The sequence below is a fragment of the Marinobacter daqiaonensis genome (assembly GCF_900115285.1).
Taxonomy (GTDB): Bacteria; Pseudomonadota; Gammaproteobacteria; order Pseudomonadales; family Oleiphilaceae; genus Marinobacter; species Marinobacter daqiaonensis.
On sequence record NZ_FOYW01000002.1, the window covers coordinates 90,686 to 114,512 of the forward strand.

Below are 23,827 nucleotides of genomic sequence, written 5' to 3' on the forward strand. Positions count from 1 at the left end.
CCTGCGGCAAACGCCTTGTTCCCGCACCCGCGGTTTCCGGATAATCAGGGCACGTTTAGGATAAAAGCCTTCCTGTAGCCTTCGTGGTGTCGATATTTTTTACACTACGAAATTCCGGCAATCTGCACACCTTTATTTTTTAAAGGCTTCCGTGGTTTCGGTTCGATCTATGCTGTGGTCTTCTGTCGCGAAGGGCGAAGACCGGAGGCGGGCCATGGAATTCCTGATTGTTGCTATCGGGATCTTTTTTGTCGCCGTCCATGCACTCGAGCGATTCAACAAGCGCCAGAATATACGCTGCACGACTACGGCGTTTCGCTATTACGGAGCGGCCGGAGTATATGTGGCGGCCTACCAGGCTGTTTTCCTGGGATTGATTTTCGCCCCGGAGTTGCTGAAATTCTTCCCTGAGGTCCTCGGTTCCTTCAGTCTTTCCCCTGATGAGGTTGCGGCCTTTTCCTTCTCTAACCAGCAGAGCGATCTTTACCGGGTCGGTACCCTGACGATCTGTGCCGTCGCTGTGTGCAAGGTGCTCAGCACCATTCCGGGTGTCAGTAATGTGGATCGCGGGGCCATCAAGGTATTGCACCGACTGGCACTGATACCCTTCGAGGCACTGAGATTCAGCCGTGAATTGCAGTCCCTGCCGTTGCAGGTCAGCGAACAGGAGAGCCAGGAGGCTAACAAGGTTCTGGCCGGTCACGGCGTTTCCGAGACCGACCTCCGGCAAATGGAGGGCAGTCCCCTGCTGTCCAGCTGGATAAAGGGGTACGTCTGCCTCCAGCGCATCGAACGGTGGCGACTCGACCATCAGTTTGCCGGGTTCTTCCATGAGCGAGAGGGTCAATACCAGCGTCTTACCAATGCCTTCGAGCGCCTGACCAAGCTAGGGGTGGGTATCTACAACCTGAACAACCGGCTTGACGGAAATATGAAGGTGGAGGAAATCCGCGAGGCCTCAAGGAGGATGGAAGACAGTTTCCAGTCCGGGCTGGATGACTTTATAGCCGAGTGTTGCGATTTCGTGAGCCAGGCCATCCTGAGTTGCTGCTATACCAATGGTGACCGTCTCCAGAGGATCCGTGAGTTCGGCTTTGCGTATTCCGGTCGTTTTGCCGCTCCGGGCTTCTCCCACGACAAGATCGTCGCGACGTTCCTGGTGCTGCTGGTTGGCATGCTGACTATCTTCCTTGGCCTGCAAAGCGACGAAATGCGGGCCCACCGGGCACTGCTGCTGCCCGTCATGATCACCCTTTCCTACGTCATTGCCATGCTGGTCGCGCTATACTGCCGGACCTATTTCACCCTGTGCCGGGCCACGGCTGACAGACCCCTCCCGTTTTCCGGCTACCTGCTGGCCGCATTGATCGCCACGGGACTTTCGGCGGTCCTGCAGGTGGCTTTCCTCGCATCCTTTTTTATCAGCGACAGCAGTCTGATTGCTGCCCTGCAACAGTCCTGGGCCCGCTTTGTATCCGGGGCCTGGGTCTACCGGATAATGACCTTCGCCGCCACAATGCTGTTTGCGTATCTGCTGGATGCCCGGCTGTTCACCCGCTTCCGGCCAGCGCTCAGGGGCCTCGCAAACGGTGCCGTACTGGCTGCGGGTCTGGCGTTCGCCGCTCTGCTGGTGTACGCCATTGGTAAAGAGCTGGGGCGCGTGGACCGCGTTTGGACGCTCTTTGATGTGGTGCTGCCGCAATGGCTGCTCCAGGTCTTTATTGCCATGACCTGCGGAACCATCATGGGCTTCGTCGTGCCCTTCCTGGAAGGTGGGGAGGGTGCCCGAAGCCGGCCTGGCTCCGATCCCGGTCTGATGGAGGCTGAGCCGGAGGGGGCAGCGGTGGTCCACCTGAACTCAAGGGGCCGTTCGGCCGGCTGAGTCTCCGGATAGTCGTGGCAAGCTCCCGGCAAGGTGCTGCCGGGAGTCAGTCGCTGCCTGTGGTCAGACTTCGAAGGGGGTCCTGAGCTTCTTGGGTGCCAGCTCGTTTCTAAGGTGTGCCACCTTGGGAATGCCGTTTTCAAACGGCGGGAAGGCCTCGCCCTCGATCAGTGGCTGAAGATACTCACGACAGTCATCGGTGATGCTGAAGCCGTCATCGGAAATGAAGTGGATGGGCATTTTCTTTTCCTGGTTGGCGACTTCGCTCAGGGGCGCCTCGCCAATATGCCAGCGGTAAGGTTTGGACTGCTCACGTACGATAATGGGCATCACCGCCTGCTTGCCGGCCAGGGCCATCTCCACGGCTTGCTGACCCACCGTGTAGGCCTGCTCCACGTCTGTGGCCGAGGACAGGTGTCGGGCGGAGCGTTGCAGATAGTCAGCCACCGCCCAATGGAACTTGTAGCCCAGGGCCTGCTTGACCATGTTCGCCAGGGTGGGGGCAACGCCACCCAGCTGGGTATGGCCGAAGGCGTCCTTGCCACCGGCGTCCGCCAGGAAGCGTCCGTCCTCGTACTGGGCGCCTTCCGACGCTACCACCACACAGTAGCCGTAATCTTTCACCGACTGCTCGACCCGTGCCAGGAAGGCTTCCCGGTTAAAGGGAATTTCGGGAAACAGGATGATATGGGGCGGTTCATCCCGGCCCTTGCCCGCCAGACCGCCCGAAGCGGCTATCCAGCCGGCATGGCGGCCCATCACTTCCAGAATGAATACCTTGGTGGAGGACTCGCACATGGACTTGATATCCAGGCTGGCTTCCAGGGTGGATGTCGCCACGTACTTGGCCACTGAGCCAAAACCGGGACAGCAGTCGGTGAAGGGCAGGTCGTTGTCCACGGTCTTGGGTATGCCAATACAGGTGATGGGGTAGCCCATCTTGTCGCCAATCTGCGAGACCTTATAGGCCGTGTCCTGGGAATCGCCGCCGCCGTTGTAAAAGAAGTAGCCGATGTCATGAGCCCGGAAAACTTCCACCAGGCGCTCGTACTCCCGCCTGTTCTCGGTGAGGTTCTTGAGCTTGTAGCGGCAGGAACCGAAGGCGCCGCCAGGGGTGTGCATGAGGGCGCGAATGGCCTCATCCGACTCTTCGGATGTGTCGATCAGCTCTTCCCTGAGAGCCCCGATAATGCCATTGCGTCCGGCGTAGACCTTGCCGATCTGTTCGGGATGCTTGCGCGCGGTTTCGATCACTCCGCAGGCACTGGCATTGATGACGGCGGTAACCCCGCCGGACTGGGCGTAGAACGCGTTCTTGATGGCCATCTTGGGCTGGCGCCTCCTGCTGGTTGGGTTCTGGGCTCACGTCCCGACAATGGGCGATCATCGCCGTACGTTTCACTGGGGGCGAATGATACGTGAATCCGCCATAGTTTTCATGGCCACCGGCTTGACGACCGCGCCGGTATGCGGGAGTCTTGTGAGCCTCCGGCTCATGGCGACGTCCGCGCACCGGCGGGGGGCTCCGGCGGCCCACCTGCGGTATCAACATTGAGGAAATCGGCAACGTTATGCACATCCATATCCTGGGAATCTGCGGCACCTTCATGGGAAGCCTGGCGGTGTTGGCGAGGGAGCTGGGTCACAGGGTGACTGGCTCTGATCAGGGCGTATACCCACCGATGAGCACCCAGCTGGAATCCCAGGGCATCGAGCTGACGGAGGGCTTTGCCCCGGGTAACCTCAGGCCCACACCGGATCTGGTGCTGATCGGTAATGCCATGTCCCGGGGCAATCCGGAAGTGGAAGCCGTCCTCAACCGTAACATCGACTATATGTCTGGCCCGGAATGGCTGGCCCGGGAGGTTCTCCGCAAACGCTGGGTACTGGCGGTGGCCGGCACCCATGGCAAGACCACGACCACCTCCATGCTGCTGTGGATCCTTGATCAGGCGGGCTTTGATCCGGGTTACCTGGTGGGCGGCGTTCCTCAGGATTTCCCGGTATCGGCACGCCTCGGTACCAGCGACTTCTTCGTGATTGAGGCCGACGAGTACGACAGTGCTTTCTTTGACAAGCGCTCAAAGTTTGTCCATTACCGGCCCCACACCTGCATCCTGAACAACCTGGAATTCGACCACGCCGATATCTTTGACAGCGTGGAGGCGATCGAGCGCCAGTTCCACCATCTGGTGAGAACGGTCCCGGCCACCGGTATGATCATCCGACCCGCCAGGGACATCCATCTGGACAGGGCCCTGGATATGGGTTGCTGGAGTCCGGTCCAGACCCTGGCGGTCGGCAGCGAGGCCGATGCCCCGAACTGGCGGGCGGAACCGCTGCGGGATGACGGCTCGCGGTTTATGGTTATTCACCATGAGCAGCCTGTGGCCACGGTTTCCTGGGAGATGACAGGGCAACACAATGTGCGTAATGCCCTCGCCGCCATCGCGGCGGCCCGCCATGTGGGGGTGACGCCGGATCACGCCGTGTCGGCCCTAAGCCGGTTTTCCGGTGTCAAGCGTCGGATGGAGCTGCTGGCCGATGTGGGAGGCATACGGGTCTACGATGACTTCGCCCACCATCCCACGGCCATTGCCACCACCCTGGAAGGGTTGAGGAACCAGGTGGGGGACGAGCTGATCGTGGCCCTGATCGAGCCACGCTCCAATACCATGCAGCAGGGCGTGCACCGGGAGCGGCTTCTGGCCAGCGCGGCCATGGCGGACCGGGTGATCTGGGCCAATACCGCGAAGGCCGCCTGGCTCACCGAACTGATGAGGGAGTACCGCGCGACTGGCGATGATCCGGAGCGCCACCAGATGGACGTGACAATTGATGGCCTGCTGGAGCGCGCCCTGGGCGAGATGTCCGAGCCCTGTCATGTGGTGATCATGAGCAATGGGGGGTTCGGTGGTATCCATCAGCGCCTCATCGCCCGTCTGCAGGAGAATACCGGCCATGGCCGCTGACTCAACCGCTGACCGCACCATTAACCTGGCCTTTACCGGAGCCTCCGGTGCCCAGTACGGGCTCCGCCTGCTGCAATGCCTGGTGGCAGCGGGCTGTCGGGTCAATGTCATGGTGAGTCGTGCCGCCCAGGTGGTGATCGCCACCGAGACTGACCTCAGGCTGCCCGGCGCCACCGGTGCGGCTCTGCAGGTCCTCAATGACTACACTGGTGCGAAGGAAGGGCAGATACGGGTGTTCGGAAAGGAAGACTGGTTCGCCCCGCCGGCGTCCGGCTCTGGGGAGAAATCGCCGCTGGTCATCTGCCCCTGCAGTACCGGTACCCTGTCCGCTCTTGCCACAGGCGCCAGCAACAACCTTATCGAGCGTGCCGGCGACGTGGCCCTGAAAGAGCGTCGGCAACTGATTCTGGTACCCCGGGAAGCCCCTTATTCCGAAGTACACCTGGAAAACATGCTGAAGCTGACCCGCATGGGGGCGCTAATAATACCCGCCAGCCCGGGGTTCTATCATCGGCCTGAATCGATCGACGATCTGGTGGATTTCATAGTGGCCCGCCTGCTGGATCATCTGGGTCTGGAGCAGAACATGGTGCCACGCTGGGGAGAGGGCGATAACCGTGTTTGAGCAGGTGGCCGCTGCGATACAGCAGATGAATGTTTCCATGCCGATGCTGCGCCTGCTGGCAAGCACCCTGGTGCTGATTGTTATCGTGCTGGTGTTGCGGGCCATTCTTGCCAAGCTGATCCGCTCCAACATTCAGGTCGCCGAGTTGCGGCGCAGGTGGCTGGTGCAGAGCCGAAATGGCCTGATCCTGGTGCTCCTTCTGGGCCTGGTGCTGATCTGGGGGCAGGAGCTGCGTACCCTCGCCCTATCCATCGTGGCCATCGCAGTGGCCTTCGTGGTGGCCACCAAGGAACTGATCCTTTGTTTCATGGGCTCGCTGGTCAAGGGGGGGGCCCGTTCCTTCAACATTGGCGATCGCATTCAGGTGAAGGACTTCCGTGGCGATGTGATCGACCAGAATCTGCTCGCCACCACCATTCTCGAGGTGGGGCCGGGCAAGCTCACCCACCAGCGGACAGGCCGTGCGACCGTGATCCCCAACTCACTGTTTGTGTCGGAACCGGTAATCAACGAGAGCTTTACCGAGGACTACGTGCTGCATGTGTTCACCGTGCCTTTCAAGCGGGAAGACAAATGGCAGCTGGCCCAGGAGATTCTTCTGGAGAACGCGCAGGCCCAGTGCGAACCCTTCCTGGAGACCGCCCGGCGACACATGCGACGGCTGGGCGACCGGCGCGGGCTTGACGTTCCTCTGGTGGATCCGCGAGTCAGCATCCAGGTGCCGGTGGCCGGCGAGATCCATCTGGTGGTTCGCTATCCCTGCCGTCCCTCCGAGCGCAGCGCGATTGAGCAGGCGATCCTGTCTGAAACCTTTGGCAAGCACGAATTTTCGGTAAAGGGTGGGTCGACAGGTGAGGAGGAGCCGGCGGCGCCTGTGGATACGGAATAACAGGGAGACAGGCATGATCCGAAGCCACATGAACGGACGATAACTGACAAGGATCTTACTCCGGGTCAGTAATTTACGGATTTGACAATCAAGGGATTCATTTAATGCCATTTCCTGGGGAAGGAAATGGTGCCGAGGAGAGGACTTGAACCTCCACGGGGTTGCCCCCACTAGCACCTGAAGCTAGCGTGTCTACCAATTTCACCACCTCGGCAGGTGATTCGCGACAAGTACTATCTTACTGAATCCTATGTTGAATTCAAGTCTGTCGCTGATCGCTGAGAGTTGTCCCTCAACCGATGGCGCGTACTTTAATGATTCGTCCGGGGGCTGTCAAACATTTTTTCAGGCTGCCCGGAAGGTTTTTTGCAGCCTGGAACTGAGCCCCTGGGAAGCACTTCAAATGCAATTATAAGCATCATCCCTTAATGGGATTTGGGGCCCTTCATTAGGTAGGTAAGGGAGTAGGGCGTTATACTCCCCGGTACATTCATTCCGGGCCCCGTCTGTAAACCGCCGCTGGTCCGGGTAATTCGACAGGGTTCTCCGACAGAGTCCTGTCGAATTAACCGGGCAGTGAACGTTGGGCGCATGGGTCTGGCATGCCGGCTGAAAGTCGGCTTAACAGAAGAAGAGAGTAAGTATAGTGTCCCGAAAAAACACCCAGGATCCCCATGCGGATCGCGAAGCCCAGAAATACGACAACCCGATACAGAGCCGGGAGTTCATTCTCGAGCATCTCCGCAAACGGGGAGCGCCTGCCACTCACGAAACCCTGTGCGAGGAGCTGGGCCAGACCAGCGAGGAAGGCATCGAGGCCCTGCGCCGGCGGCTTATTGCCATGTGCCGCGACGGCCAGCTGATCTGCAACCGCAAGGGTCGTTACCTCCCTATCGATGAGGCCGATCTGGTCACCGGAAGGGTCTCCGGTCACAAGGACGGTTTCGGTTTCCTTATGCCGGACGACGGCGGCTCGGACCTTTTCCTGAGCGCCCGGGAAATGCGCCAGGTGTTCCATGGCGACCGGGTGGCGGCACGGGTGGACAGCGTCGATGACCGCGGCCGCCGGGAAGGCAAGATCGTCGAGATACTGGAGCGCAGGACGACCCAGACGGTGGGCCGCCTGTTCCGTGAAGACGGCATCTCCTTCGTTGTTCCGGAAAATCCCCGCATCAACAATGAAATCATGATTGCCGAGGAAGACTGCGGCAAGGCACGGCACGGTCAATACGTGGTGGTGGACATCGTGCGCTACCCATCCCAGCGTGCCAAGCCAACCGGCAAGGTCGTCGAGGTGCTTGGTGAACACATGGCTCCGGGCATGGAAATCGATGTGGCCATCCGTTCCTATGATATCCCCCACACCTGGCCGGAAGAGGTTGGCCAGCAGGCCGCTGCCATCCCTGAAGAGGTGAGGGAGGCGGACAAGGCCAATCGCGTGGACATCCGTGACCTGCCTCTGGTGACCATCGACGATGAAACCGCCCGGGACTTTGATGACGCCATCTATTGCGAGCGTCGTCCCCGTGGCGGTTATCGCCTGCTGGTGGCCATCGCGGACGTGTCCCATTACGTTCGCCCCAATACGCCGCTGGACGAGGAGGCCATCAATCGCGGCAACTCCGTGTACTTCCCCGATCACGTCGTACCCATGTTGCCGGAAAAGCTGTCCAACGGTCTGTGTTCCCTGAACCCCGGGGTCGACCGTCTGTGCATGGTGGCGGATGTCAGCGTCAGCGCCGCCGGCCGCATCAGCAGCTATAGCTTTTACCAGGCGGTGATGCATAGCCATGCCCGACTCACCTACACCAAGGTGAGTCAGATGCTGGAGCATCCGGACAGCGATATGGGCATCAGCCTGTGCCAGCTGTATTCCGACATCCTGCCCCAGCTCCATGATCTGTATGATCTCTACAAGGTGTTGCGCAAGGCCCGCACCGAACGCGGCGCCATCGACTTCGAGACCACGGAAACCCGGGTGATCTTCGATGCCAACCGCAAGATCGAGGAGATCGTGCCGGTCCAGCGCAACGACGCCCACAAGATTGTCGAAGAGTGCATGCTGTGCGCCAACGTGGCTACTGCCCGCTTCCTCAAGAAGTACAAGGTGCCGGCCCTGTATCGGGTCCACGAAGGGCCCTCGGAAGAGCGGTTGCAGGCGGTGCGCCTGTTCCTTGGCGAGCTCGGACTCGAGCTTGGAGGCGGCGACAAGCCCACTTCCGCGGACTATCAGGATCTGCTGCAGAGGATTCAGGACCGGCCGGACGCGAATGTGATCCAGATGGTCATGCTGCGGTCCCTGAGCCAGGCGGTCTACAGTCCGGAGGAGAGCGGCCACTTCGGTCTTGGCTACTCCAGTTACACCCACTTCACGTCGCCGATCCGACGTTATCCGGATCTGATTGTTCACCGGGCCGTCAAGTCCATCATTCACCGCCAGGAACCCGCCAAGGATGCGGTCCAGCCTGAGCAGCGGGATCCGCAATTGGCGGAATACCCTTACGATTACGACAGCATGGTCCGGCTGGGTGAGCACTGTTCCATGACTGAGCGGCGTGCCGACGATGCCACCCGTGATGTGATGGCATGGCTCAAGTGCGAATTTCTGCGGGACCATGTGGGTGAGGAATACAGCGGTGTGATCGCGGCCGTGGTGCCCTTCGGCTTCTTTGTGGAGCTGGAGGGTATCTATATCGAGGGGCTGGTGCACATCTCCACCCTCAGTGGCGATTACTACCACCACGACGCCGCCAAGCATCGGCTGGTCGGGGAGCGTACCTCGGTGAGTTTCCGGCTGGGCGATGAAGTGCGGGTCCAGGTGGTTCGTGTGGACCTGGATGATCGCAAGATCGATCTCGAGCTGGTGAGTGAGCCCAGTCGCCGTTCCGGCGCCGGCAAGGGTGGCCGGGGTGGTGGCAAGAGTCCTGAGAAGGCCGCCGGGCAGAAGGCAGCGGGTGATAGCAAACCAGCGCGGTCCCGTTCCCGCTCGGGCAAGTCCTCAGCCAAGGACAAGCTCGCCTCCGAAGCCGCCCGGGAGGCCTCCAAAAAGGCATCCGGCAAATCGTCCTCTGGCGGAAAGGGCGGCGGTCGCAGATCCGGTGGCAGAAAGAAACCCGGCGCCAGCCAGTAAAGGAAGATCAAGGTGGCAGAAGAATTTGTCTTTGGCTGGCACGCCGTTGAGGCGGTCCTGAAAAAAGAGCCGGATCGCCTGCGGCAGGTCTGGATTCAGCAGGGGCGGCAGGATCGCCGTGTAAAGCAGGTGACCGAAACCCTCGACCGGTTGGGCGTTACCTGGCAGGTGGTCCATCGCAGGGAGCTGGACGAACGCGTGGCGGGCGCCCACCAGGGCGTGGTAGCTCAGGTGGAGGAGAGTCGCGAATGGACCGAGGACGATCTTTTCACGATGCTGGCAGGGCGTTCGGAGCCGCCATTGCTTCTGATTCTGGACGGTGTCACCGATCCTCATAATCTGGGAGCCTGTATGCGCACGGCGGATGCCGCCGGCGTTGCCGCTGTTATTGTACCGAAGGACAAGTCCGCCACCCTGAACCCCACGGCCCGTAAAGTGGCCTGTGGCGCCGCCGAGACGGTCCCGTTCGTACGGGTTACCAACCTCGCCCGTTGCCTGCGCTCACTGCAGGAGCATGGGGTGTGGCTGATCGGAACCGCGGGAGAGGCCGGGGGAACGCTGTATCAGGCCGACTTCAGCGGGCCTGTCGGGCTCGTTATGGGGGCTGAAGGCAAGGGGCTGCGCCGGCTGACCCGGGAACATTGCGATCTGCTGGTGAAGATTCCCATGCAGGGGCTGGTGGACAGTCTGAATGTTTCCGTGGCGACCGGTGTCTGCCTCTACGAGGCGGTTCGCCAGCGCCAACAGTCCTGATGCCGGCCCGCCGGGGCTTGCATAGCGCACCGAGTGGGCCTAAAATGCGTCACCCCTTTTCCAAGGGGTGGGGTTATATTGTCTGAAATCTCTGTCCTATCGTCTGATTTTTCACACAAAAACCTGAAAAACCGGCGGCTCTGCTGCCAACTCCTTGCTTCTTGCAACAGGTGTTTATGTTGCTGGAGGCTGTTCAAACCGTAGGGAGAAAACATGCGTCACTACGAAATCGTGTTCATGGTGCACCCCGATCAGAGCGAGCAGGTGCCCGCCATGATCGAGCGTTACACCGGCCTCATCACTGATGACGGCGGCCAGATTCACCGTCTTGAGGATTGGGGGCGTCGTCACCTTGCCTATCCGATCAACAAGATCCACAAAGCTCATTACGTCCTGATGAACGTTGAATGTTCACAGGCCGCCCTTGACGAGCTGGCTCACAACTTCCGCTTCAACGATGCCATCATCCGTGATCTGGTGATCCGTCGTGACGGCCCGGATACAGAAATGTCTCCGATGAAGGCTGCTGAGTCCCGGGAAGACCGTCGCTCCGACGACCGTCCGCGTCGCACCACTGAAAGCAGTGAGCGTCGTCCGGAGAAGTCCCAGGACGAAGAAGAGTAATCACCACATCCGGAGTTGAGGAGTTAAGCAATGGCTCGTTTTTTCAGACGTCGTAAGTTCTGCCGCTTCACGGCAGAGGGTGTCAAGGAGATCGATTACAAGGATCTGGACACCCTGAAAGGTTACATCACCGAAACCGGCAAGATCGTGCCCAGCCGTATCACCGGCACCAAGGCCCGTTACCAGCGTCAGCTGTCGAGTGCCATCAAGCGCGCTCGCTACCTGGCTCTGCTGCCGTACACGGACAGCCACGACCACTAAGATCGTCAGGACCCGGGGCCATGCGTGCACTGTCACAATTCGTGATGCGGGGGCCCCTTCAGGCGGGAGCGGTTGCTGCCGTTACTACCGCCGTGCCTTTCCTGTTCTGGATCGGTGCTGCGGTTGTGGGCCTGGTGATTCTCCGGCTTGGTGTCTCGCAGGGGCTGAACGTTGGCCTCTGGGCACTGCTGCCAGCCCTCGGCTGGAGCTGGTACGGAAGTGATCCGACGGCACTGTCGGTACTTCTGATGACGGCGCTGATGGCCGCGGTCCTGAGGAGTACGGCTTCCTGGGAGCGCACCCTGCTGTCGGGTAGCGTTCTGGCTCTGGTGACAGGATTCATACTGCCGGCGGTGTTTGCCGGAAAACTGGATCAGTTGGCGGAGACCGGGGTGTCGTTCTACCAGCAGGTGTATCCGGAGGTGGCCTCCGAGCTGGGTGACCGGCTGAATGAGGTTATCAGGAACACCATCAACGCCAGTCTGGCGGGAACCTATCTGGCTGTCGCCATAGGCTCGACCGTTCTGGCGCGCTACTGGCAGGCCGGGTTGTACAACCCGGGCGGGTTCAGGCAGGAGTTTCACAACTTCCGTCTGTCCCGGTGGGCATCGGCCCTGTGTGGCATTGCCATGATAGTGGCGCCGGTCACCGGGCTGAACCCGCTGCTGGTTGCCTGGGTGGCGGGTCTGCCGCTTCTGGTGGCCGCCATTGCCCTGGTGCATGGGACGGTGGCCCTGAAGTCCGGAGGCTCCTTCTGGCTGGTGATGTTCTATGTGGCCCTGGCCGTGATGGGTTGGACGATCAGTGTGTTGTTGTTGCTGTTGGCATTTGTGGATAGCTGGCTGGATATCCGGGGGCGAATCAAGCGTTCCGGGCCGGCTGAATAAAGCACGAAGAGGTTAACGAGATGGAAGTTATTCTGCTCGAAAAAGTTGCAAACCTGGGTTCCCTGGGTGACAAGGTCAAGGTTAAGGCCGGTTACGGCCGTAACTTCCTGCTGCCGTATGGCAAGGCGGTCGCAGCGACCCAAGAAAACCTGAAGGCGTTCGAAGAGCGTCGTGCAGAGCTTGAAAAGGCCGCTTCCGAGAAGCTGGCCACTGCTCAGGCACGCGCCGAAGCTCTGGAAGGCCAGTCCTTCACCATCAGCTCCAAGGCTGGTGACGAAGGCAAGCTGTTTGGTTCGATCGGAGTTCGCGACATCGCTGACGCCATCACCGCCAGCGGTACCGAAGTGGAGAAAAGCGAAGTGCGTCTGCCGGAAGGCCCGATTCGGGCGACTGGCGAGTACGACATCGAGCTTCAGCTGCACTCCGATGTCACCGTCAACGTCAAGCTGGTCGTTGTTGCTGACTGACCTGACGATGATCATGGTGCCGTAGAGGCCCTGGCGGGAACACTTCCGCCAGGTTCTCAATTTCACGGGCCCGGACTGCTCAGGCAGCTTCCGGGCCTGTGTGTTTCTGGTATCCTTGGTTTCTGAACGCCACGTCCTTTATCTGTTTTCACCCGAGAGTATTCATGGCCACCAGCAGTTTCAAGGCAACCAGCACCGACCTGGAAACCTCCCGAGTCAAGATTCCACCGCATTCCGTCGAGGCGGAGCAGGCGGTGCTGGGCGGGCTGATGCTGGATAACCGGCGTTTTGATGAAGTGTCGGAAGTGATCACGGCGGTGGACTTCTACCGCCAGGACCATCGCCTGATCTACGGGGCGGTGGAAAGACTGGCCTCGGAAAGCGAACCTCTGGACGTGGTGACCCTGGCGGAGTACCTGGAGCGGGCGGGCGATATCGAGGACGCCGGTGGCCTCTCCTACCTGGCGGAGCTTGCGGAAAAGACGCCCAGTGCCGCCAACATCCGGGCCTATGCCCAGATCGTGGCGGAACGCTCCATCCTGCGCCAGTTGATAGAGGTCTCCGGCGGTATTGTCGATTCCGCCTTCAATCCCCAGGGACGGACCAGTTCCGATCTGCTGGATGAAGCGGAGCGCAACGTGTTCCGCATCGCCGAGTCCCGTACCAAGGAAGGCTCGGGTCCAAAGCCCATCAACCCAATCCTGACCCAGGCCCTGACTCGAATCGAAGAGCTGTTCGAGTCCGGTGAGAAGGTCACGGGACTGACCACCGGCTTCTCTGATCTGGACGAATGGACCTCGGGCATGCAGCCATCCGACCTGGTAATCGTTGCGGGCCGGCCCTCCATGGGTAAGACCACCTTCGCCATGAATATCGTCGAGAACGCGCTGCTGTCCACCGGCCAGCCGATCCTGGTGTTCAGCATGGAAATGCCTGCGGACGCCATCGTCATGCGCATGCTGTCCTCCCTGGGCCGTATCGACCAGACCCGGATGCGCAGCGGCAAACTGGAAGAGGATGACTGGCCCCGCCTGACCTCCGCCGTCAGCCTGCTCAAGGACAAGCCCCTGTACATAGATGACACCCCGGGCCTGAGCCCCACCGAGATGCGCTCCCGAGCCCGTCGTATCGCCCGGGAGAACAACGGCAGGATTGGTCTGATCATGGTGGATTACCTGCAGTTGATGCGGGTACCGGGTAATACCGAAGGTCGGACGGCGGAGATTTCCGAGATTTCCCGCTCCCTGAAGGGTCTCGCAAAGGAGCTGAGCTGCCCGGTTGTGGCCCTGTCACAGCTCAACCGGAGTCTCGAGCAGCGCCCCAACAAGCGTCCCGTTAACTCGGACCTGCGGGAGTCCGGTGCTATTGAGCAGGACGCCGACGTCATCATGTTCGTCTACCGGGATGAGGTCTACAACGAGGATACCCAGGACAAGGGCATTGCCGAGATCATCATCGGCAAGCAGCGGAACGGTCCCATCGGCACCGTCAGGCTTGCCTTTATCGGTAAATACACCAAATTCGAGGACCTGGCCCACGGTGACTACGGTGGTGATTACTGATGCCGCGTCACACCGTTGCCCGCATTGACCTGGAAAACCTGAGACACAATTACCGCCGGGCGAGTGAACTGGCGGGTTCCGCCAGGGCGATGGCGGTAGTGAAGGCGGATGGCTACGGCCATGGCCTGGCCCGGGTTGCCGGTGCCCTGGCGGATCTCACCGAGCGCTATGCCGTGGCCTGCCTGGAGGAGGCCGTAGCCCTGCGAGAGTCCGGCCTGAGTCACCCCGTTCTGCTTATGGAGGGCGTGCACGAGGCGGAAGACCTGAAGCTGTGTGAGGCCGAGGGGTTCATCGTGGCGGTGCACGACCAGCACCAGTTACCCTGGCTGGAGTCGTCGCCGGCGCGCCCGGAAGTCTGGCTGAAGGTGAACTCAGGCATGAACCGGTTAGGTTTTGCGCCCGCCGACATAGCCGCCCATGCCATGCACCTGCGGCGGCTCGGAATCCGGGTGACGGGCGCCATGACCCATTTCGCCTGTGCTGATGACCCGGCCAGTGAGCGCACGCTCGAGCAGACCCGCCGCTTTGAGGCGGCGACCTCCGGAATCGAAGGCCTGAGCCTCAGTGTCGCCAACTCGTCGGCCCACTTCCGTGACGGCCAGCCCATGTTTGAATGGAGCCGGCCTGGGATCATGCTTTATGGATCGTCCCCCCTGCTCGGGACGCAGGGACCTGATCTGGGCCTGAAACCGGTGATGACCCTGGAGTCGCGCCTGATAGCGGTGCGGGAGCTGGCCGTGGGAGAAGCGGTGGGCTACGGAGAGGCGTGGCGGGCCACGTCACCTACCGTCATGGGAATGGTGTGTATCGGCTACGGCGACGGCTACCCCCGCCACGCCGGTAATGGGACGCCTGTCCGGGTGCGGGGCACACGGGTTCCACTCATTGGGCGCGTATCCATGGACATGCTGGCGGTGGACCTGACCGAGATTCCCGGGGCCGCTGCGGGTGATCCGGTGGAATTATGGGGGCCGCACATTGGTATTGACGAAGTGGCCGCCCGGGCAGGTACGATCAGTTATGAATTGCTTACCGGGGTGACCGGCAGGGTTCCGCGCCTCGTCCGGCCCCAATCATGAGCCTGAGGGCAAAGAGAGTTTTTCTGTGAACGTTCTGGTTGTACATGACAACGGTGTATTGGGACGGCTGCTGCTGAATCGCCTCAATCGCACCCCTCTGGTGGTGACACCGCTGCTGATCAGTGATCCGGCCCATGTCGAGATGTCGAAAGTGGGGCAGTGGATTCCCGCTGATACCGACGTGATCGTCAATGCCATGTGGTTGACCGACCCCGAGCCCGCCGAAGCTGATCCGGAACAGACCCGTCTGAAGGCGTTCACCCTGCCCATGGCCATGGCGGAATTCGCCGCCACCAACGATATGATCATGGTGCAGCTTTCCACCTCCTACGTCTTCGACGGACGCAAGCAGAGTGCCTATCTCTGTTCGAATCCGGGGCATCCGATCGGCCAGCTGGGTATCTGGCAGTGGGAGTGCGAGCAGGTAATGCGAACGGTGCTGCCCCGCCACATCCTCCTGAGAACCGGCTGGGGACTGCAACGTTTTATTCGCAAGGTGTACGAATCCGGCCGCAAGGGGGAGCCTCTACGGATGTCCAGCCGTTATCTTGGCCAGCCCGTGGCGGCCGGTGACCTGGCCCGGGTGCTGAGTGCCATGTTGATGCAGCTGGACTGCGGAGCGGAAGTCTGGGGTACCTATCAATACGCCGGTGCCGAGGAAATCAACCAGTATGATCTGGCGCTGGCCATTGCGGAACTTCCGGAGCTGGATGGCGACAAACACGAGCGCAGCATCCGGGTCGTGGACGAGGCACCGGCCAAGGGGGATGTAGAGCCGGAAAACGCCACACTCGGATGCCTCAAGATCCGCAACACCTTCGGGGTCAAGCAGATGCCCTGGCGGACCGCCCTCAGTGATGAGTTTGCCCTGTCAGGGCTGGCTGGTGCCCTGAGCCATGACCTGAAGGGCCTCAAGGTCGAGTAGTTCAATGTCGCGGCCACGGGCCCGGATCAGCCCTTGGTTCTGGAAGCGGGTGAAGACCCGGCTCACGGTTTCAACCGCCAGGCCGAGGAAATTGGCGATGTCATTGCGGGCCATCGGCAGGTTGAAATGAGTCGGTGACAGCTTGCGGCGACGGAACCGGCTGGACAGGGACAGCAGCAGGGCGGCGATCCGCTCCTCTGCCGTATTCTTGCTCAACAGGACGGACAGCTGGTGGCTGTTGCGGATTTCCTGGCTCATCAGGTGAAACATATGGTGCTGCAGGCCCGGTAGCACATGCACCAGCTGCTCAAGCTGGTCCACCGGAATCTCGCACACACTGGTCCGCTCCAGGGCCTTTGCCGTGGAAGCGTGATGATCATCGCTCATACTGTCCAGTCCCACCAGCTCACCGGGCATGAAGAAGCCGGTAATCTGTTCATCCCCTGACTCGGTAATCATCGAGGTCTTGATTGCACCACTTTTCACCGCAAAGCAGGACCGGAACGGCGTGCTCTGGCCAAACACCTGCTCACCGCGGTTGAAGATGCGGTCCCGGTTGACCACTTCATCAAGCCTGGACATCTCGCTGTTGTCCAGGGCCAGGGGCAGGCACAGGTTGCTCAGGCTGCAATGCTGGCAGGATGCCTTGGAAATGGCGGGCTGCTGGCGAACGCTGATGGATTGAGTCATATAAGGACCTGTCTGGGTAATGCCTGTCGGCAGGCCGCTCTGGGGAGCGCAGCTATCGGAAGAGAGTGCCTGGCTGGGCCAGGCCTCTTGATTCATATCAATCGATACAATAATACGATGGCGTTGCTTTGCCAATGGCTGTCAGGGAAATCCACGCCAGGCGCCTCCTGCGCCTGGCGTGATCTGACGGTTCAGTCCGCTTTGCTGAAGACCAGTGAGGCGTTGGTGCCGCCAAAGCCAAAGCTATTGGACATTACCGTGGTCAGGTCCACGTCCCGGGACTTCGGCCCCACAATTGGAAGATCGGCGATCTTCTCGTCGCGGTTCTCTAGGTTGGCGGTACCCGCGATGAATCCCCGCTCCAGCATAAGCAGGGAGTAGATGGCTTCGTGAACACCGGCGGCGCCCAGAGAATGACCGGTCAGTGATTTGGTGGAGGAGATTGCCGGTACGGCATCTCCGAAGACGCTCTCGACCGCCTTCATCTCAGCGATATCGCCAACCGGTGTGCTGGTGCCGTGGGCGTTGATGTAGTCGATGTCGCCGTTCACCGTGGCCATGGCCTGCTTCATGCAGCGCATGGCGCCTTCGCCGGAGGGTGCCACCATATCGTGGCCGTCGGAGGTGGCGCCATAGCCGGTGATCTCGGCGATGATGCGGGCGCCTCGCTTGCGGGCATGCTCCAGCTCCTCCAGCACCACCATACCGCCACCGCCAGCGATAACGAAGCCGTCACGGCCACTGTCAAAGGGGCGGGAGGCCGCTTCGGGCCGGTCGTTATATTTGAACGACAGCGCCCCCATGGCGTCGAACAGCATGGTCAGGCTCCAGTCCTCTTCCTCTCCGCCGCCGGCGAACACAATGTCCTGCTTGCCGTTCTGGATCTGCTCCATGGCGTGGCCAATACAGTGTGCGCTGGTGGCGCAGGCGGAAGACATGGAGTAGTTGATGCCACGGATCCTGTAAGCAGTTGCCAGGCAGGCGGATACCGTGGAGGTCATGATGCGGGGCACCATGAAGGCGCCGATGCGCTTGACACCCTTTTCCCGCATGATATCCACCGCTTCCACCTGGCTGGCGCATGAGGCGCCGCCGGAACCGGCGATCAGGCCGGTACGGTCACTTGAAATGAGCTCCTCACTCAGCCCGGCGTCGGCAATGGCCTGCTCCATGGAAAGATAGGCATACATGGCGGACTCACCCATGAAACGGCGAATCTTGCGGTCGATGACCGAGGTATCCACATCAACGGAACCACAAATCTGGCTGCGGAATCCGAGTTCCTTATAGGTCTCATTGAACCGGATGCCGGATTTTCCGGATTTCAGGTTCGCTGCCACCTCATCCGTGGAATTGCCAAGGCAGGACACGATGCCCATACCGGTTACCACAACCCGTCTCATAGTGATCTCCTTGATTTTGGACCGATAAAGCCTTTCACCACCGGCCCTGGGTTAGCGTGCTCTTCCGGCCCTGGGCCGGATTGGTGAGATAGCCGGAAGTGTAAGCTTTTTTCGCGCCCATGAATATTTGACCTTGGTCATGTCTGTCCGCTTGCGGAGCCGCGAGTCTATTTCCGGCCCTTGCGGGTCTGCTTCCTGTCGGCATTCCGGGCGGCTTCCCGCTCCAGGCGCAGGGCTTCTTCGGCCTGCTCCTTTTCCACCATGGCAGGGGTCTCGAGGGTAACGGGCCCCAGGATGCCGGCCCTCAGCTCATTCAGCAACACCTCGGCAACCTTGTGCAGGTCGGGTACGCCGCCGCGGGCGAAGAAACGGCGCTTTTCCGCGATCGCATCCATCAGGGCGAGCCCGTCAACCGGTGGTCCTGCCAGGCCGTAGCGTTCACAGACCCGCTCAGGGTAGTTTCCGAGAAGGTAGTCTGCCGCGAACAGGGCCACATCCTCGTACTCGATGACGGCGGCCCGGATTGCCCCGGTTACAGCGAGGCGATAGCCGCAGGCTTCCGGGGACAGCTTGGGCCAGAGGAAGCCGGGAGTATCGTACAGCAGGATATTGTCCGGCAGCTTGATGGCCTGCTGGGCCCGGGTGACCGCCGGCTCATTGCCCGTCTTCGCCACCGGCCGGCCGGCCAGGGTGTTGATAAGGGTCGATTTGCCAACATTGGGAATGCCCAGGATCATGATACGCAGGGCCCGGGTCTCGCGAATGGTGGCTGGCACCATGCTCTGGGCCAGCTTGAGAATGTCCATCGCCTCCGGGCGCTGGTTATGGGTCAGGGTTACCGCGCGAATGCCTTTTTCCCGCTCAAGCCATGCCTGCCACTCACCAGTGAGCGCAGGATCCGCCAGGTCCCGTTTGTTGAGCACCTTGATCACCGGGGTATCGCCCCGTAGCGCTGGTACCATGGGGTTTTCACTGCTGAAGGGAATGCGCGCATCGAGAACTTCAATAATGAGGTCCATCTGCGGCATGACCTGCTTGATCTCCTTGCGGGCCTTGTGCATGTGGCCGGGAAACCAGTTAATGGCCATTGGTTGTGCTCCTGGGCTTGAACAGGGCGCCATTATGGCCGGGAATAAAGAATTTTTCACATTCCTGTGGAAACCGCCTGTGGTGCGGTCCGCAGCGGCGCCGGAGGCCCTGTATGTCGCTCATGGCGCCAGTGGAGGGGTGAATTCCCTGAAAGTTTTCTTTAGTGTGGGCGAAACGTGATGTGGAACACTACCCAATAAAGACTTCGAGACGGAGAAATACATGAACTTTATCCGCACATTTGCCTTCGCCCTGGTTGCGATCTCCTTCGCTGGTTTCGCCAGTGCCCAGCAGCAGGATCAGGTTTCGCAGATTGCCCAGATGGTCGGCCTGAGTGACGAGCAGCAGTCCGAAATTCGCGGCATCGTTCAGGAAACCCAGGCGGAGCTGCAGGAGCTGCAGGCCGAAGCCACGGAGGTCCAGCAGCGGCTGCAGGAAGAAATCGGTCCTGACTACAGCGAGAGGGTGATCCGTGAAGAGTCCGAGCGTCTTGGCGAGCTCACCGGCGAAATGACGGCTCTGTCCACTCTCATGCAGGCCCGTATTGACAGCATTTTCACGGACGAGCAGCGCGAAACGCTTGAGCAGCGCATGCGTGAGATGCAGCAACAGCAACAGCAGATGCAGCAGCGCCAGCTGCAACAGCAGCAGATGCAGTAAAAAAGCCAGGGGAAGCTTCATTCTCCCCGGCTTGACCGCATCCGAAAGAACCGCACTCCTGACGGGTGCGGTTTTTTTTGTCTTTGAGTTCAGGCCCTCGCTGGCCCGAACGGCTTTACCAGCAGAATCAGGCGCGGCAACAGCGTCAGGGCACCCATCAGGGCCATGAACATGGCAAAGCCGGTAAACAGGCCAAAGTAGATGGTCGGAATGAAGTTGGACAGCACCAGAATGGAAAAGCCGATCATGATGGTCAGGGTGGTGTAGGTCATGGCCCGGCCAATGGTCTGGTGACAGCGATGCATGGTGGCAAAATAGTCCCGGTCGCGCCCGAACTCTTCCCGGAAGCGATGAATGTAATGGATTGTGTCGTCCACTGCGATGCCCACGGTGATAGAGGCGACGGTAATCGTCATCATGTCCAGCGGAATGCCCATCCAGCCCATCAGGCCCAGCACCGACCCGGCGGCCAGGAGGTTGGGAGCGATGCCGATCAGGGCCAGTTTCAGGGAGCGGAACAGAACCAGAAACATGATGGTGATGGCCAGGAAGACCACACCCAGGGTTCGGATCTGGGAATCGAACAGGCTTTGCAGCATGTTGTTGTACATCACTGTCATCCCGGTGAGCATCACCTGTTCATCCTTGAAATCGAGTTCGTCGGTCAGGTGAGTGCGGATCTGATCAAGCAGGGCATTCCGGTCCAGCCCGGGCAACGAGTCAATAAGCCTGACGCCGATGCGGGCCTGGTGGTGCTCCTCGTTAATGTAGGGAGTGAGCAGGATCGGGCGGAGATCCTCCGGCAGCATCTTTGGAACGAAGGCCACTTCCATCGCGTCGAGGGGCTCGTCGTTGTTGACCTGGGCAAGCAGGCGCAGGGTCGTGGTGACAGACAGCACCTTGCCGGTTTCAGACAGGCCGTCCAGGTAATTGTGCACCTTCTCCAGACGTTCAAGCTTTTCCCAGGTGAACCAGGTGTCCCGAAGGTCGCCCCCTTCGCAGTCCTGCACGAAGGGGTCGCAGTCGCTGGCAAACGGATCCCCCTGTCCTTCCTCGGGCCGCTGAAGATCGGTGATCACAATGTCCAGGGGCATGGTGCCGCCCAGCTTCTGGTCGATCACCAGCATGCCCTGATGGATCTCGGTATCGGACTTGAAGTAATCGATGAAGCTGTTCTCAACGGACAGTTTGGCCATGCCCATCACACACAGCACCGCCAGAATCAGCGACCCTGTCAGCACGGTACCGCCAAAGCGTTCGGTGATCCCCGCGAACACATCGGTCAGCGGTTGCTTTCCGGGGGCGCTCTGACGCATCGCGGGCTCCGGCAGCAGCAGGACCAACACCGGAAACACCAGGAAGCTGATCAGGAACGCCAGGGCGAGGCCCAGGGTCATCATCCAGCCAAAGTCGATGACCGGCCGGATGCCGCTGAAGGTGAGGGAGCCAAAGGCAACCATGGTGGTCAGGGCCATATAGAGACAGGGCCTCACCATGGCGGTCACCGTATCCCTCAGATGCTGGTGCTGGGAGGCCTCGGGATCCGACTGCTGGTATTCCCGGTAACGCACGATCAGGTGGATGGTGAGGGACAGGGTCATGATCAGCAGAAGGGAAACGAAATTGGACGATATGACCGTCACCGGCCACTGCATCCAGCCCAGGTAGCCAGCGACCAGCCAGACGGTAAAACCACAGCAGAGCAGGGGAACGACAACCCACTGCCAGCGACGGAAGATGACAATCAGGGTCAGCAGCAGGAAGATGAGCACGCCGACCCCGAAGGTGGAAAGATCGTTCTCGATGAAGCGGATCATGTCCGCGGCGATCATCGGCACGCCACCGAGGTGGATTTCCGCCCGGTCCCGGTAGTCGTCAAGAATGGCCCGCACTGTCGCAATGGTCTCGGCCCGCTCCGCTTCCTCGCGGGCGGACAGGTCTGAAAACTCCGCCGACACCTGTTCCAGCTCTTGCCGGCCGTTCTCGTCCAGCTCTCCGGCCTGCTGTCGCTCCCGCAGTTCGTTGCGGCGCGATAGCAGGTCAAAATACTTCTCTGGCGTCGGCAGGTTGACCTGAATGGCGGTAGTGCCCGCATCCTCGCTGATCAGTAGGTTCGGGTACAGGGGATTGGACAGCAGGGACTGCCGGGCGGTTTCCAGCGGAACATCGTTCTGATCCAGGGTGAGGATCTCAGACTCAACCGTATCCAGTGTCAGGTCAGGGCTGTGGAGCAGGGGAACATTGAGGATGCTGTTGGTGGAGCCGACGGCTTCCAGGGCGGCAAGTTCGTCCCTGAGGGACCGCAGGGTGCTGATCGCCTCCTGGGTGAACAGCTCCCCTGGCGGTCTGTAGGTGACCACCAGGAAGTCGTCCGAGGCGTCGAAGCGCTGGTTGACGGTACGGTAATTCTCAAGGGCTGTGTCATTTTCCAGGACCAGCGACTCCGCCGACGCGTCCAGCTCGAACTGGTGGAGTTTCAGGCTTGCCACCACCAGAACAACGGCAAACAGTGCCAGCACCAGCCAGGGATGACCAAAAACAAGCCGATCGTAGAATTTCGACAGGACACTCATTGTAAAGGCAGACTCCACTTGCTGGATAAAGAGGTGAAGTCTGCCACAATACGTCAGGATTTGAGAGCGAAGCGGGAAATCCCGACTGTCAACGGACGGTGACCTGCCTGGATGCCTGCTCCAGGGAATCGATAAGCTGTTTCAGCCGCTGGCTCATTTCAGCACTGGCGACCAGTTCGCGCACCATCTGCTCGGTGGTCTCACGAATACCCTGGACATCGGCCAGCACCCGGTCGGTACCGGCGGTCTGATCAGCGGACACGGTGGCGATCTCCTCATTGGTGTGATCAATGCGCCCCACCATGCCCTTGATATCCTCCAGTGCCTGGCGCCCCTCCATCGCTTGGTCCACACACTCCGTGGCGCTCTCGGAGCTCGCGGTCATCTGGTTGACTGCGGCGTCCATGGCCTGCAGCAGCCGGTCAATTGTACCCTGGATCTGGTCGGTGGAGTCCTGGACCCGCTGGGCAAGCTTGCGTACTTCATCCGCCACCACGGCGAAACCGCGACCCTGCTCGCCGGCCCGGGCAGCCTCGATGGCGGCGTTCAGGGCCAGCAGGTTGGTCTGTTCGGCAATACCCTTGATTTCAGTGACGGCCTGACGGATTTCCTGGCTGTTATTGGCGAGGGCGCGGACCGACTCCGCCGAGCTTTCGATCGCCCCAGCCAGGCTCTGGATGGACTCCGCGCTCCGGGCCACTCGTCCGCTACCGTCCGCCGCTGCGCGGTTGGCTTCATGGGAAAGGGTTTTGGCGATACCGGCCTGTTCCGCGATTCCGCTGAAGCTTTGCAGCATGGCTTCCACCACCTGGGCGGAACGGTCGGCCCCCTGTTGCTGCCGATGCAGTTCGTCGCGGCGGCTTTCGGCAGCGCTGGTCAGGGCGCGGACTTCTTCATGGAGCTGGCTGATGGCTTCCAGCATGCCTTTGACCACAGCCCCGGTGCGCTCCTGCATGGCGTTGAAGGCCTGCGCCATTTCCCCGATCTCATCGGTGGAATCCACCGTCGCCCGCTCGCTGAGGTTGCCCGACATCTGAACGGATACCATGGTTTTTTTCAGGCGGTTGACGTGGCGCTCGATGAAAGAGATAAGCAATTGGGAACCGGCCATTTCCAGTGCCATTAAAAGGGCGACGATGCCGGCATAACCCGGTGCTGTGTCGGCGAAAACATCCATGAACGGTCGCTCTGTCAGGGTGGCGACGTTGTGCATGGCGTAGAGCACCAGCAGGCACATCACAACGAAGACCACGATGTTAAGCAACCAGAACTTGTACTTTAGTCGGGCATTTTTCAGCAAATTCAGCATCTTTGACCTGTTATTGTGTTGTTTGCCCAGCCGGACAGGGGACCGTG

The 23,827-nt window shown here is 60.5% G+C and carries 20 protein-coding genes and 1 tRNA gene; 14 read left to right on the forward strand and 7 right to left on the reverse strand.

Going from position 1 to position 23,827, the window contains the following annotated elements; all coding sequences use genetic code 11:
• The first annotated feature begins 214 nt into the window (after positions 1-214).
• Positions 215-1,882, forward strand: coding sequence for a hypothetical protein (locus BM346_RS13150; RefSeq protein ID WP_092013943.1), 1,668 nt, complete (start codon positions 215-217; stop codon positions 1,880-1,882).
• Between the two features lie 63 nt (positions 1,883-1,945).
• Here BM346_RS13150 and BM346_RS13155 read toward each other — a convergent pair whose 3' ends face one another.
• The gene (locus tag BM346_RS13155) at positions 1,946-3,208 is read right to left on the reverse strand and encodes a 6-phosphofructokinase (RefSeq protein ID WP_092013946.1); all 1,263 of its coding nucleotides are present in this window, start codon (positions 3,206-3,208) and stop codon (positions 1,946-1,948) included.
• 245 nt (positions 3,209-3,453) lie between these two features.
• Here BM346_RS13155 and mpl point away from each other — a divergent pair, with 245 nt between their 5' ends.
• The 3 genes from mpl to BM346_RS13170 are packed head-to-tail and all read left to right on the forward strand — an operon-like array spanning position 3,454 to position 6,368.
• The gene (gene mpl, locus BM346_RS13160) at positions 3,454-4,854 is read left to right on the forward strand and encodes a UDP-N-acetylmuramate:L-alanyl-gamma-D-glutamyl-meso-diaminopimelate ligase (RefSeq protein WP_092013949.1); all 1,401 of its coding nucleotides are present in this window, start codon (positions 3,454-3,456) and stop codon (positions 4,852-4,854) included.
• Entirely contained in the window at positions 4,844-5,479 is a 636-nt protein-coding gene (locus BM346_RS13165; RefSeq protein ID WP_092013952.1) for a flavin prenyltransferase UbiX, read from the forward strand. The genes mpl and BM346_RS13165 overlap by 11 nt, the downstream gene beginning before the upstream one ends.
• Positions 5,472-6,368, forward strand: a complete 897-nt coding sequence (locus BM346_RS13170; protein ID WP_227663012.1) for a mechanosensitive ion channel domain-containing protein — start codon at positions 5,472-5,474, stop codon at positions 6,366-6,368. Before BM346_RS13165 ends, BM346_RS13170 begins: the two co-directional genes overlap by 8 nt.
• A gap of 127 nt (positions 6,369-6,495) precedes the next feature.
• On the opposite strand, the gene BM346_RS13175 is transcribed toward BM346_RS13170, so the two are convergent.
• A tRNA-Leu gene (locus BM346_RS13175) sits at positions 6,496-6,582 on the reverse strand.
• A gap of 429 nt (positions 6,583-7,011) precedes the next feature.
• Between BM346_RS13175 and rnr the strand changes: the two genes are divergently transcribed.
• The 9 genes from rnr to BM346_RS13220 all read left to right on the forward strand — a co-directional run bounded on the left by rnr (position 7,012) and on the right by BM346_RS13220 (position 16,056).
• Entirely contained in the window at positions 7,012-9,498 is a 2,487-nt protein-coding gene (rnr, locus tag BM346_RS13180; RefSeq protein ID WP_092013955.1) for a ribonuclease R, read from the forward strand.
• Positions 9,499-9,510: 12 nt separating this feature from the next.
• Positions 9,511-10,251, forward strand: coding sequence for a 23S rRNA (guanosine(2251)-2'-O)-methyltransferase RlmB (gene rlmB, locus BM346_RS13185; RefSeq protein ID WP_092013958.1), 741 nt, complete (start codon positions 9,511-9,513; stop codon positions 10,249-10,251).
• Between the two features lie 213 nt (positions 10,252-10,464).
• The gene (gene rpsF, locus BM346_RS13190; RefSeq protein ID WP_092013961.1) at positions 10,465-10,875 is read left to right on the forward strand and encodes a 30S ribosomal protein S6; all 411 of its coding nucleotides are present in this window, start codon (positions 10,465-10,467) and stop codon (positions 10,873-10,875) included.
• A 30-nt stretch (positions 10,876-10,905) separates the two neighbouring features.
• On the forward strand, positions 10,906-11,136 hold the full coding sequence (gene rpsR / locus BM346_RS13195; RefSeq protein WP_092013964.1) for a 30S ribosomal protein S18: 231 nt from the start codon (positions 10,906-10,908) through the stop codon (positions 11,134-11,136).
• Positions 11,137-11,156: 20 nt separating this feature from the next.
• Complete coding sequence (locus BM346_RS13200) at positions 11,157-12,023, forward strand: hypothetical protein (protein ID WP_092013967.1); 867 nt, start codon at positions 11,157-11,159, stop codon at positions 12,021-12,023.
• A 20-nt stretch (positions 12,024-12,043) separates the two neighbouring features.
• Positions 12,044-12,490 carry a 50S ribosomal protein L9 gene (gene rplI, locus BM346_RS13205; protein WP_092013971.1) on the forward strand — a complete coding sequence of 149 codons (447 nt, stop codon included), beginning with the start codon at positions 12,044-12,046 and terminating at the stop codon, positions 12,488-12,490.
• 164 nt (positions 12,491-12,654) lie between these two features.
• Complete coding sequence (dnaB, locus tag BM346_RS13210; protein ID WP_092013974.1) at positions 12,655-14,052, forward strand: replicative DNA helicase; 1,398 nt, start codon at positions 12,655-12,657, stop codon at positions 14,050-14,052.
• Positions 14,052-15,131 (forward strand): alanine racemase, encoded by a 1,080-nt coding sequence (gene alr / locus BM346_RS13215; protein ID WP_092013977.1) that lies wholly within the window; start codon positions 14,052-14,054, stop codon positions 15,129-15,131. The genes dnaB and alr overlap by 1 nt, the downstream gene beginning before the upstream one ends.
• Before the next feature lie 25 nt (positions 15,132-15,156).
• Positions 15,157-16,056 carry an SDR family oxidoreductase gene (locus BM346_RS13220; RefSeq protein ID WP_092013980.1) on the forward strand — a complete coding sequence of 300 codons (900 nt, stop codon included), beginning with the start codon at positions 15,157-15,159 and terminating at the stop codon, positions 16,054-16,056.
• Here the strand turns inward: BM346_RS13220 and fnr are convergent.
• From fnr to ylqF, 3 genes are all read right to left on the reverse strand, one after another.
• Entirely contained in the window at positions 16,003-16,746 is a 744-nt protein-coding gene (gene fnr / locus BM346_RS13225; RefSeq protein ID WP_092013983.1) for a fumarate/nitrate reduction transcriptional regulator Fnr, read from the reverse strand. The genes BM346_RS13220 and fnr overlap by 54 nt on opposite strands.
• Before the next feature lie 191 nt (positions 16,747-16,937).
• Entirely contained in the window at positions 16,938-18,149 is a 1,212-nt protein-coding gene (gene fabB / locus BM346_RS13230) for a beta-ketoacyl-ACP synthase I (RefSeq protein WP_092013986.1), read from the reverse strand.
• A gap of 167 nt (positions 18,150-18,316) precedes the next feature.
• Positions 18,317-19,237, reverse strand: coding sequence for a ribosome biogenesis GTPase YlqF (ylqF, locus tag BM346_RS13235; protein WP_092013988.1), 921 nt, complete (start codon positions 19,235-19,237; stop codon positions 18,317-18,319).
• A gap of 223 nt (positions 19,238-19,460) precedes the next feature.
• Here ylqF and BM346_RS13245 point away from each other — a divergent pair, with 223 nt between their 5' ends.
• Positions 19,461-19,898, forward strand: coding sequence for a Spy/CpxP family protein refolding chaperone (locus tag BM346_RS13245; protein WP_092013995.1), 438 nt, complete (start codon positions 19,461-19,463; stop codon positions 19,896-19,898).
• 89 nt (positions 19,899-19,987) lie between these two features.
• Here the strand turns inward: BM346_RS13245 and BM346_RS13250 are convergent, their stop codons facing one another.
• Together BM346_RS13250 and BM346_RS13255 are read right to left on the reverse strand one after the other, a co-directional pair.
• A complete protein-coding gene (locus tag BM346_RS13250) occupies positions 19,988-22,471 on the reverse strand; it encodes an efflux RND transporter permease subunit (RefSeq protein WP_092013997.1) in 2,484 nt (827 codons plus the stop codon).
• An 88-nt stretch (positions 22,472-22,559) separates the two neighbouring features.
• Positions 22,560-23,780, reverse strand: coding sequence for a methyl-accepting chemotaxis protein (locus BM346_RS13255; protein ID WP_092014000.1), 1,221 nt, complete (start codon positions 23,778-23,780; stop codon positions 22,560-22,562).
• Positions 23,781-23,827: the final 47 nt, after the last annotated feature.